Source organism: Bacteroidales bacterium (assembly GCA_023228145.1).
GTDB lineage: Bacteria > Bacteroidota > Bacteroidia > Bacteroidales > CAIWKO01 > CAIWKO01.
Genome location: JALOBU010000041.1, coordinates 1 through 11,683, shown reverse-complemented (window position 1 = coordinate 11,683; position 11,683 = coordinate 1). Strand labels below are relative to the sequence as shown.

Sequence of the window (11,683 nt, the reverse complement as noted above, 5' to 3'; positions counted from 1 at the left end):
GGTCCATCCATTGATGTTAGCCCGACAAGCACCACTACATATTATGTTCGTTCTGAGGGACTGTGCAATAATACAACATGTGCCAGCCGGGCTGTCAATGTTGTCAGCCTGCCTACCCCAAATGCAGGAACACCTGTATCAACCTGTAATACAACTCCTGTTAATGTTACTGCAGGTGCCAGCGCTGCTAATTATTCAAGTATTGAATGGTCGGGTGGAAACGGAGGAACATGGGCAAATAATACTTCTCTGACAACTGCAACCTATACTCCAAGTGCTGCTGATGTTACTGCAGGCTCAGTGACGCTGACATTGAAAGCAAACGGTAATTCACCATGTGGATATGTAACATCCACCAAAACTCTTACCATTATATCCCCTTCAGTAAATGCAGGCAGCCCGGTTTCTACCTGTGCTTCCACCGGCCCTGTTATAATAACAGCAGGAGCCAGCGTAAGTCAATATGCAAATGTTCAGTGGACATCAAGCGGCACGGGCACATGGACAAACCCAACTTCTTTAACACTGGCCACCTATGCTCCAAGCGCTGCTGATATTTCGGCTGGCAGTGTTACCCTCACACTAACAGCAAGTAATCCCACAGCTCCCTGTTCTGGAACAGCTATTTCGACCAAAACACTGACGATAGCTTCAACACTAGCTGCTAGTATAACTCCGGTGGGCGCTACAACATTTTGCGGAGGAAATTCATTAACACTTACCGCGGGAGGTGGAAGTACATACCAGTGGTCGACAGGAGAAACCACCTCAAGTATTACAGTAAGCTCAACCGGCACCTATACAGTAAGCATCACAAATACAGGCGGATGTGCAAGTACACCTGCATCTCAGGCGGTAACCGTTAACACAAGCCCGGTAGCTGTCGTTTCCAGTTCATCTCCAACAATATGTGCAGGTATTTCCACTGAACTTTCAGCCTCTGGCTCGATAGCAGGAAGCGGAACCGTTAACAGCTATCAGTGGTATCGTAACGGAACAATTATTAACGGAGCTACCAATGTAACGTATACGACAAACATCCCTGGTAATTATTCAGTTGTAATAACCAATACTAATGGATGCAGCACAGTGGCGTGTCCATAAAATTAATTGTTAATGAAAAAAATACTATATCTATCGGAATTACTTATCATAAAAAGAAAGTTTACTCTATTTTTTCTTACTTTTTATTATTTGTACAAAACTATTTTGCTTGGTTTTCATAGAGTTTACGATAAATTTAATTATTTTTTTGTTAATTTATTAAAGCGTTCATATCATTCTTATTTTTTATATTTTAAATTGCTTGATTTATGATAATAATAAAAAATATGCACTATAAAATATTCTTGATTTTAAAGTTGTTTGGGATATTATTTGTATTATCACAAACTACCGATACATTTGCTCAAAAAAGTATTGATAATAATGATTTGGATTATGAATGGACTGAGACGTCATCAAATAACTCTGTTTTAGCTCAGGTTAACGATAGTAAAACTAATTCATTTAGTGACAGCACACAACAACACACCCCTATTTCATGGACTGCATTGGGGATAACAACTTGCTCTGTTTCTTTCAGTACGAATCCAATTTGTACAGGAGGTAGCTCTAATGTAACTTTTACTGTAAACTGGACATTTTCAGCTCCAGAGACGGCAGGAACTTGTGAATATTTGACCCCTGGAGGAACTTGGACGGCTTTTCCGTATCCAAGTTTCACTATAAATGGAGTAACAACTGCAGGCAGTTATTGCACACGTGCCAGAGGTACTGATGGTACTTATTATCCAAATTCATCTGGAACTTGTGTAGCGCTTTCAGTGAATGCTGACCCGACCGCTCAGACAGTAACTGGCAACCCGGTATCTGGAACTCAAATATGTTTAGGAGGTTCAGTATCAGCGACCTTCAGTGGAGGGGCTGGAGGAGCAGGCACGATAACAGATAATTATGAGTATACAACTGATGGAACTAATTGGAATTCTTATACATCAGGAAGCAATGTAACATCCGTATCAACTGGTACAGACCGGGTACAGATACGAACCTGGCGTTCGGCTACGGGTAATGGATGCGATAATTCTTCTTATAATATAGCAAAATGGACTGTGGTAGCCGACCCGACAGTTCCCGTGCCGACATTTAATAATAATCCCATTTGTTCAGGAGGACAAACTACTGTTTCATCGACAGTAAGCGGTGGTGCGGGCACATTATCTTATCAGTGGGAATATTATAACCCTTCTACATCTTCATGGGGTTCTGTAAGCAATAGCACTCCGACGGGTGCAACTTATACAAACCCAAATACACAGAGCATGACCATCAATGGGACGACGGCTACGGGTTCCCACCAATATCGTTTGTATGCATACAACAACAGTTTGGGGTGTGATAAATACGGTTCAGGCGCCAGCTACACAGTGAATGCCGACCCGACAGTACCCCTGGAGACATTCAATAATACTACCATCTGTGCAGGAGGGCAGACTAAAGTGTCATCGTCAGTAAGCGGAGGCGCAGGCACATTATCTTATCAGTGGGAATATTATAACCCTTCCACACTTTTGTGGGGTTCTGTAATCAATGGCACTCCAGCAGGGGCAACTTATTCAGATGTAACAACGATGACCATGACTATTGACGGGACGACGGCTACGGGATCCCACAAGTATCGTTTGCATGCATACAATAGTCTGGGATGCGATACGTATGGGACAGGTTCTACATATACAGTAGTTGCCGATCCTTCTGTTACAAATCCATCAGGTATTTCAGAATGCCAGGGTGATAATCAGCAGCTCAGTGTTACTGCATCTAACGGTACACCATCTATATGGTACCAATGGTATAGTAATACGGTAAATAATAATACTACCGGTACTCCTATCGACGGGGCTACTTCCTCATCGTATACTCCGCCAAGCATTACTGCGGGCACTTTATATTATTATTGCCTAGTTGGCGCTACTGGCAATGGTTGTAACAATGCAACAAGCAATACAGCAACTGTTACCATCAAAGCATTGCCTACTGTTAATACAACTCCCAACCCCATAACTGCAATATGCTATGGCAGCAGCACAACACTTACCGCGAATGTTTCGCCTGGTGGCGGCAGCTACCAATGGATGCTTAACGGCAGTAATACAGGCAGCAATTCATCTCTATATTCTGCTACATTACCGGGAAATTATAAAGTTCAGTATACAGCACCTAATGGATGTTCAACAACTTCAAATACAGCTTATCTAAGTGTTCAATCTCCCGTTTATGCTGTAACACAAACAGGACCATCTCCTATTTCGCTAAGTGATGGGGATTATGTGTGGTCAGGAAACGCCAGTAAATACTGGGATGTTCCTGCAAACTGGCTTTTATACAACGGAAATGAAAATTATTTTAATGCATCATCATCAGTACCTACAATAGATAATAATATTTATATCCGGAGCAATGATGTTGCTTGTCCATCAAATATTTCAACTGTTAAGGAGAACCAAACGGCATATTGTAAAAATATCAATATTGAAACATCCCTGGCCATGGAAAATGGATCAACGCTTAATGTTTCTGGCAACTGGAATAACAGCGGAACGTTTACTTCGGGCTCCGGAACACAAAAAGTTGTTTTTAATGGAAACTCAAATCAAATTATTGCATCCGGAGGTAGTAAATTTAATAATTTAACATTAAATAATGCCCAAGGAATAATAATGACATCGGATCTTACCGTGGGCAATACCCTGAGTATGACATCCGGTGATATTGAAACCGGTGTAAACACACTTGAATTAGGCACATCAGCCTCATCCACCGGCTCTTTGAGTTATACAGACGGGTTTGTTTTAGGTAAGATGAAACGATGGTTTTCTAACACAACGAATTCCGGCAATGCTTCAGGCCTGTTCCCTCTGGGCTTTGGAAGCGACAACAGACATTTGCTGGTTGAATATACAGGTGCATCAAGCGGCGGTTCGCTGACTGCCTTTTTTAACGAAAATGCAATGGAATGGCCGATACAATGGATGGATATAGCGAATGTTCCCATTATTCCTGCGGCAGGCGCTTGTCCTGCATTTATAATCCTGACATTGAGCGATGAGGGCTATTGGGATATAACACCCGGCGGCATGGCAGGCGGACAATATAATATTTCGCTGACAGGTGGCGGCATAGAAACCATTAATAACCTATGTAATATAACAGCGCTGAAGAGGGTTGGTACAGCACCCTGGGGACAAAGCGGCACACATGTTCAGCCATTTATGGCTGGTGGCAATCCTGTGGTGAAACGTGAGGGCGCTTCGGGCTGGAGCAACTGGGGCATGGGCGGCGGCAGCCACAATCCGCTACCTATAAATCTTTTGAACTTTAGTGCCGCATGCCAAAACAAGGAAGTAACAATAAACTGGGCTACAGCCACCGAAACCAACAACGATTATTTCACTGTGGAGCGTAGCATGGATGTCCAGAAATGGGGTGTGCTGACACAAGTTGACGGCGCCGGCAACAGCAACGCGCTGAAGTATTACACAGTCCGTGATGCTGACCCTTATGACGGCATATCGTATTACCGCCTTAAACAAACGGATTATAACGGGCAATATGAATATTTTAGCCCGGTTTCAGTACGTTGCGACGGAGATGAAGCATTGCCCGATATAACTTATTATCCAAACCCTTTTACTTCGGAAGTAGTGATAGATATACATAATCTGGTCGCCACCAAAGCATCGTTGGTAATTTATGACCTGCTGGGCAACAAGGTTTATGAAAATATCTTCAGTATGGATGAGGAAATCAATAAAAAATTTACCATAGACCTTAACAGATTGCCTGTAGGGGTTTATATAGCAAGTTTTGTTACTGACGAATACAGCAATACCAGCAGGATAGTGAAGAATTACTAATTTCGTTTTTATCATGTTTTAGCGAAGGGTGATTGTTTCATTTTGGAATAATATTTGTACATTGGACGAATTCCAACTAACACCTGTTTCATGAAAAAAAATAGTACAGTTGCCAAAAAGCTTTTTTTAGTTGTTTTGCTTGCCTTTATTTCTTATGAAGGTTTCTCTCAGATGAAAACATATGCATGGGATACTTATAAAATCAAATTTAAAGTACCTGAAACCTTTACCGTTGAGATAACTAATGTCAATGCATGGGTTGGTTACGACAATACTTTGACCTTAGCTGTCTATCCCCGTAAAAATGAATATTTGCCGCAGGAAGGAATTAAAAAGGCTTTATACAACTGGATGGTGAATAATGGGGTAACAAATATTGACGAAGGAACTGAAATTGACCCGGAGAAGATGAACAGGTATAGTGGCTTTTTGCATGAAGGTACCGTTGATAATTATAAAGTTGAAGCCGCGCTTCTTGTGGACCCGGATTATCCGAACATTAGTTTTTATATTTTTATAAAATATACTAACGAGCGTTTAGATGATGTGATAAACATCTTATCTAGTTTTGCTCCTATAATTTAGGTGTAAAAAAAAATTATTTGTGAACTCCTTTTACCTCCGGAAGGAGTTTTTTATTTATTTTTACTTAAAAAAATGAATCCTGACAAACCTATTATTGCCTTTTAACAGATGATAAAGATAATCACTGGAAGTTTCGTTATCAGATGGCTACAGCCATTGCTCAGAAGTTAAAAAATGAAGATTTTGGCGTAAAAGCCGTTTACCTCATCGGCAGTTCAAAAAATGCCAGCAGCGGGCCGGCCAGCGATATTGATTTAATGATACACATAGATTCCCGTGAAGAGCAGAAAATACTTCTTGAAAAATGGATAGAAGGCTGGAGTCACTGCCTTGCCTCGGTGAATGACATGCTGACAGGGCATTATGACGCAAAGGGCCTGATTGACCTGCATATAATTACGGATGATGATATTAAGTCAAAGACAAGTTATGCAGTGAAAATCGGCGCACACACCGACCCTGCAAGAAAATTATTATAATAGTGGCCGAATCATCAATATTAATGTTATTTTTGAATACCTTATTTAATACGTTGAAAAATATATGATGATAGTATTTATAGCATACCTGCTGATATTGCTATTAATCACTTTATATACAGCAGGCAAGTCCAAAACAGCATCAGAGTACGTGTTGGGAGGGAAAAAAATTTCGGGAGTTGCCCTGGCATTATCAGAACGCTCCACAGGCGAATCGGCCTGGCTCTTGCTAGGGCTTACCGGCGAAGCTTATGCCCTGGGTATGCAGTCTGTCTGGGTTGCATTAGGTTGTGTGATAGGTATTCTTTTTATCTGGACTGTGATGAGCAATCGTTTGCGTTTGGAAACCGAAAAAACAGGAGCATTAACAATATCTGGTATATTGTACAAACGTTTTCCGGGCGCTGAGAAAGCCATAGGATTGATTTCTGCTTCCATAATTGTTTTTTTCTTCTTGTTTTATGTGGAGGCACAGTTCTATGGCAGCGGAAAGGTGTTGGAACAGACATTTGGAATTCCTGGATATTGGGGAGTTATTATCGGTTCTTTGATTGTAATTTTTTATGCCATGGTAGGAGGGTTTATTACCGTGGTTTATACAGATGTATTTCAGGCCATATTGATGATAATTACCTTGATAGTTTTGCCGATAATAATTATTTTTATTGTGGCTTCCGATAATATTCAGGTCAGGGAAACACTTATAGAAGCGGGAAACTCATATAATTCAATTACAGGCGGAAAATCAGGCATCCCTGCTTTTCTGCTTATTTTGAGTGGCCTCAGCTGGATGTTCGGATATACAGGGCAACCGCAATTGCTCACGCGCATGATGGCTATTAAAGACAAACGCAACATAAAAAGTGCCAGAGCAGTGGCCATTGTATGGACTTTACTTGCTTATGCAGGTGCATTGATTATTGGAATTTTCGGCTTTGTGCTCGCAAAAAACGGCTATTTAACCCAAAACATTACATTGCTCACTTCGGATGCCGAAAAAATACTTCCCGTGCTGATAAATACCTTTGTCGGGCCTGTAATAGCCGGTTTGCTTTTATCCGGAGCTGTTTCTGCCATGATGTCAACAGCATCTTCCGAGATCATAGTCAGCTCTTCGTCAATAACGGAAGATATTTACGGTCCCCTGGCAAGAAAAAAAGTCAGTGGAAAAAAATTACTTACCCTGAACCGTGTGGTTACTTTGCTGGTGGGTTTGTTGGCTTTTACACTGGCATTAACGGTAAAAGATACTGTTTACGGATTGGTTTCTTATGCATGGTCGGGTATAGGCTCCTCATTCGGGCCGGCTTTATTGCTGATATTATTCTGGAAAAAAGTTTCACGTGCAGGTGTCATTGCATCTCTTATTTCAGGAACACTGGGCACTATAGTCTGGAAGATGTTTTTGCTGGCGCCAACAGGAATTTCAGAGAGGCTGGCAAGTTTTGTTTTTGCATTTATTATGGCAATTTTGTTTTCTTTTATTTTGCCGGAAAAAAATAAGAACAACCTATGAAAGAATCACCACCTATTGCATTCAGGAGAAATCTTCGGTTAATAGATTCTACTGCGCTGGTAGCGGGTTCCATGATAGGCTCGGGTATTTTTATCGTTAGTGCAGATATGTCGAGGCAACTGGGTTCTCCGGGATGGTTACTCGTAGCATGGCTCATCACCGGAGTCATGACGCTGATAGCTGCGCTGAGCTACGGCGAGCTGGCAGGAATGATGCCTAAAGCCGGCGGGCAATACGTTTATCTTCGCGAAGCCTATAACCCTCTGACCGGATTTTTATATGGTTGGACCTTGTTTCTTGTGATACAAACCGGAACCATTGCTGCCGTTGCCATGGCTTTTGCCAAGTTCACCGGCGTGCTTATTCCATGGGTATCTGAAAAAAACATATGGCTCGACATGGGTATTATTAAATTTAATACGGTTCACATTATCGCAATATCTTCACTCATTATTTTAACATGGATTAATACAAGGGGAATTAAAACAGGCAAAGTTGTACAAAACACATTTACATTGACAAAGGTTTTTTTACTTTTTGTATTTATTGTTGCTGGCTTAATCATTTTTAAGGGGAATGGTGCATCAGCTTTAAACAGGGAAATATTTTGGGATGCAGCAACAATGAATGAAAATGGTCTTTTAGAATCCCTGACAGGTTTTGCGTTGCTGGCTGTCATAGGAACTTCCATGGTTGGTTCCTTGTTTTCTTCTGATGCGTGGAACAACATCACTTTTACTGCAGGGGAAATCATCAATCCCAAAAGAAATATTCCCCTGAGTTTGTTTTTCGGGACCCTGATAGTTACAGTCATCTATGTATTAGTGAATCTTGTTTACATGAACACGCTGCCCTTAAGGGGAGAGCAGGCAGCAAGCGGAGTTTTTGAGCAGGGGATGCAATTTGCCACCAACGACAGGCTGGGAACAGCTTCCATGACGATGATTTTAGGCGAGTCGGCTGCGGTGGTGATGGCTATACTGGTGATGATTTCGACTTTTGGATGCAACAATGGATTAATACTTTCAGGAGCTAGGGTGTATTATGCAATGGCGCAGGACGGACTGTTTTTTAAAAGCACGGGCAGACTGAACAGATTCGGGGTCCCCTCCATCAGTTTGTATGTACAGTGTATATGGGCGTGCCTGTTATGCCTGAGTGGTACTTATTCAAACCTGCTAGATTATGTGATATTTTCCGTGCTGATATTTTATATCATGACAATAATTGCAGTATTTGTTTTACGCCGCAAACAACCGGACGCTAAAAGGCCCTACAAAGCAATTGGCTACCCTGTATTGCCCGCATTGTATGTTATTGCGGCACTATTCATTATGATTGTATTGCTGATATATAAACCCTTGTACACATGGCCGGGACTTATCATTGTTTGTGTGGGATTTCCTGTTTATTATTTATGGAAAAGAAATAAAACCAAACACCTTCAATAAAATATTATCTTATTTGTTTCCGACCTTCACGGCAAAGAAAGTCGGCACGAAAAACTGTTCCAGTAATACGCGTTGAACAACCCGGACTTGTCCTGATAAGGGGAGACATTTTACCTTCGGGAATACTGAGGAATATATAAAAAATCGCTGGGCATTTTGATTTTATTCTACTTTTTCTGAGTATTAGAAATACTTAAAAATGACTGTGTTTTTATATATTATTTTCAGTAGGCTTAATTTCAAATCTGTGTTGCAGTATTAGTTGTCTCTAAATAATTGAATTTTATTGTTGATTTTTAGTAATTTGTCTTTAAAAATATTTTTTGATACTTATTTTTCTTTCCGAAAAATATGTATAATTTTGTAAGCAGAATAATTAAAGGTTACTAAGAACTTTTTTATAAATTTTTTAAATTTTTATATTATGAACGTAGAAAAAATTATGAACGAACTCGAGAAAAAACATCCGGGAGAACTGGAATATTTGCAGGCAGTTCGTGAAGTATTGGAATCCATTGAGGAAGTTGTTAACCAAAACCCTCAGTTCGAAGCAGCAGGAATTATCGACAGACTTGTTGAGCCTGACAGAATCTTAACTTTCAAAGTCCCCTGGGTTGATGATAAAGGCGAAGTTCATGTTAACCTCGGATATCGTGTACAGTTCAACGGCGCCATTGGACCTTACAAAGGCGGAATCCGTTTCCACCCGAGCGTTAACCTCAGTATTTTAAAGTTTTTAGGTTTTGAGCAGATCTTCAAGAACAGTTTAACCTCATTACCAATGGGTGGTGGTAAAGGAGGTTCTGATTTCAACGCCAAAGGCAGGTCAAACAACGAAATCATGCGTTTCTGTCAATCATTCATGCTCGAATTATGGAAAATGATCGGTCCCGAAACGGATGTCCCTGCTGGTGATATTGGTGTGGGTGGAAAAGAAATCGGATATATGTTTGGTATGTACAAAAAACTTACTAACGAACACGTTGGCGTATTAACCGGAAAAGGCCTGAACTGGGGCGGTTCACTCGTTCGTCCCGAAGCTACAGGTTTCGGTGGAATTTATTTCCTTGACCAGATGCTCAAATCCATGGGTACTGATTTAAAAGGCAAAACCGTTTCTATCTCAGGTTTTGGCAACGTAGCATGGGGCGCAGCGCTTAAAGCTACTGAACTCGGAGCCAAAGTTGTTACCATCAGTGGCCCGGACGGATACATTTATGATCCAGATGGAATTTCCGGTAAAAAAATTGACTATATGCTCGAACTCAGAGCTTCTAACCAGGACATCGTAAAACCTTATGCAGATAAATTCCCCGGTTCAAAATTTGTTCAGGGAAAACGTCCATGGGAAGTAAAAGTTGACATTGCTCTGCCTTGTGCAACTCAGAACGAACTCAATGGAGAAAATGCAAAAGCTCTTATTGCCAATGGCGTTAAAGTTGTTGCTGAAGTTTCCAACATGGGATGCACTCCTGAAGCAGTTGAGGCTTTCCACGCTGCCAAAATTCCTTTTGGCCCTGGTAAAGCCGTTAACGCCGGTGGTGTTGCAACCTCAGGTCTCGAAATGACTCAGAACTCTATGAAAATTAGCTGGAACAGAGAAGAAGTTGATGCCAGGTTACATGATATTATGAACAACATTCATGCTGCTTGTGTAAAATATGGTAAAGGAGCAGACGGTTATATAAACTACGTTAAAGGAGCAAACATTGCAGGCTTTATGAAAGTTGCCCAGGCAATGTTAGATCAAGGAGTTATTTAATTTAGGTTTTTAACAATTAAGAGCTGTTTCACTTGGGAAGCAGCTTTTTTTTATTCCATATTTATCCAGTTTTTTAGAATCTGAAGGCTGGTATTTGTCATATATGATTCCGGGTGAAATTGAATGCCGGTGATATTGTAGTTCTTGTGAGCAACAGACATAATATGACCTTCCCCTGATACTGATGTAATTTCAAGGCAGTCAGGGAAGTTTTTTTCGCTTACCACCCATGAATGGTATCGTCCGGTAATAATTTTGTCTTGAATTCCCGAGAAAATATTTTTTTTGCTTTTGTATATTTTTAATTTTGTTTTTTTTCCGTGCATGGGATATTGCAGATTTATCAGGGTTGCACCAAAAAAAGTACATATAGCTTGATGCCCAAGACAAATACCCAGCACCCTTTTACTTGTATAAAATTTCTCAAGTATATTAAACATTACATGTCCGTTTTCAGGAGTGCCAGGGCCTGGTGAAAAAACAATACTGTCAAAGCCTGCAGCTAATTCAGGGATATGAGTATTGTCATTTTTTGCAATCTCAACAAAAGATGCTCCTGCCTCTGTTAACCTTTGCCGGAGGATATAAGTAAATGAATCGTAATTGTCAATCAGCAAAATACGAGTATTCATTTACAGGTATTGAGGGTTTTTAAGCCAAATTAACTTAAAAATACCTTGGATTTGCTATTTTCCGTCCCTTGTAAGCAAAAAGGTATGAGAGCGCAATCTCATGCGAGCCCCCGGAGTAATTGTTGATCTTGCTCAGGGAGTAGTCGTAAGAATAACTTAACAGGAACTGCGGCACGATATGTATTCCGATGATACCCGAGATGTCTGCCTGGCTTCTGTAGGACACCCCCAGCCACAGTCTTTGTTTGATGAGGGCGTTGAGGTTCACATCAAACTCAATCGGAGCGTTAATGACGGCTTTCACCATCAGCTGTGGTTTCAGGGTGAAGGCTTCGCTGA

9 protein-coding genes are annotated in these 11,683 nt (G+C 40.9%); 7 read left to right on the top strand and 2 right to left on the bottom strand.

Features of this window, described 5'->3' with window-relative positions; all coding sequences use genetic code 11:
* The 7 genes from M0R16_13125 to gdhA form a co-directional block, all read left to right on the top strand.
* The coding region (locus M0R16_13125; GenBank protein MCK9613814.1) for a hypothetical protein at positions 1-1,104 on the top strand (1,104 nt) is incomplete at its 5' end.
* 227 nt (positions 1,105-1,331) lie between these two features.
* Positions 1,332-4,919, top strand: coding sequence for a T9SS type A sorting domain-containing protein (locus tag M0R16_13120; GenBank protein MCK9613813.1), 3,588 nt, complete (start codon positions 1,332-1,334; stop codon positions 4,917-4,919).
* Between the two features lie 90 nt (positions 4,920-5,009).
* Positions 5,010-5,504, top strand: a complete 495-nt coding sequence (locus M0R16_13115; GenBank protein ID MCK9613812.1) for a hypothetical protein — start codon at positions 5,010-5,012, stop codon at positions 5,502-5,504.
* Positions 5,505-5,647: 143 nt separating this feature from the next.
* Positions 5,648-5,983, top strand: coding sequence for a nucleotidyltransferase domain-containing protein (locus M0R16_13110; protein MCK9613811.1), 336 nt, complete (start codon positions 5,648-5,650; stop codon positions 5,981-5,983).
* 64 nt (positions 5,984-6,047) lie between these two features.
* Positions 6,048-7,499 (top strand): sodium/proline symporter, encoded by a 1,452-nt coding sequence (locus M0R16_13105; GenBank protein ID MCK9613810.1) that lies wholly within the window; start codon positions 6,048-6,050, stop codon positions 7,497-7,499.
* The gene (locus tag M0R16_13100; protein ID MCK9613809.1) at positions 7,496-8,950 is read left to right on the top strand and encodes an amino acid permease; all 1,455 of its coding nucleotides are present in this window, start codon (positions 7,496-7,498) and stop codon (positions 8,948-8,950) included. The genes M0R16_13105 and M0R16_13100 overlap by 4 nt, the downstream gene beginning before the upstream one ends.
* A 424-nt stretch (positions 8,951-9,374) precedes the next feature.
* Positions 9,375-10,712 carry an NADP-specific glutamate dehydrogenase gene (gdhA, locus tag M0R16_13095; protein ID MCK9613808.1) on the top strand — a complete coding sequence of 446 codons (1,338 nt, stop codon included), beginning with the start codon at positions 9,375-9,377 and terminating at the stop codon, positions 10,710-10,712.
* A 50-nt stretch (positions 10,713-10,762) separates the two neighbouring features.
* Here the strand turns inward: gdhA and M0R16_13090 are convergent, their stop codons facing one another.
* Both M0R16_13090 and M0R16_13085 read right to left on the bottom strand, forming a co-directional pair.
* A complete protein-coding gene (locus tag M0R16_13090) occupies positions 10,763-11,344 on the bottom strand; it encodes an aminodeoxychorismate/anthranilate synthase component II (protein ID MCK9613807.1) in 582 nt (193 codons plus the stop codon).
* 34 nt (positions 11,345-11,378) lie between these two features.
* The coding region (locus tag M0R16_13085; GenBank protein ID MCK9613806.1) for a type IX secretion system membrane protein PorP/SprF at positions 11,379-11,683 on the bottom strand (305 nt) is incomplete at its 5' end.

What these genes read in the sequence shown, in the direction of transcription:
- M0R16_13120 (MCK9613813.1), top strand. Translation starts at nt 1,332, where the DNA reads ATGCACTATAAAATATTCTTGATTTTAAAGTTGTTTGGGATATTATTT.
- M0R16_13115 (MCK9613812.1), top strand. Translation starts at nt 5,010, where the DNA reads ATGAAAAAAAATAGTACAGTTGCCAAAAAGCTTTTTTTAGTTGTTTTG.
- M0R16_13110 (MCK9613811.1), top strand. Translation starts at nt 5,648, where the DNA reads ATGGCTACAGCCATTGCTCAGAAGTTAAAAAATGAAGATTTTGGCGTA.
- M0R16_13105 (MCK9613810.1), top strand. Translation starts at nt 6,048, where the DNA reads ATGATGATAGTATTTATAGCATACCTGCTGATATTGCTATTAATCACT.
- M0R16_13100 (MCK9613809.1), top strand. Translation starts at nt 7,496, where the DNA reads ATGAAAGAATCACCACCTATTGCATTCAGGAGAAATCTTCGGTTAATA.
- gdhA (MCK9613808.1), top strand. Translation starts at nt 9,375, where the DNA reads ATGAACGTAGAAAAAATTATGAACGAACTCGAGAAAAAACATCCGGGA.
- M0R16_13090 (MCK9613807.1), bottom strand. Translation starts at nt 11,344, where the DNA reads ATGAATACTCGTATTTTGCTGATTGACAATTACGATTCATTTACTTAT.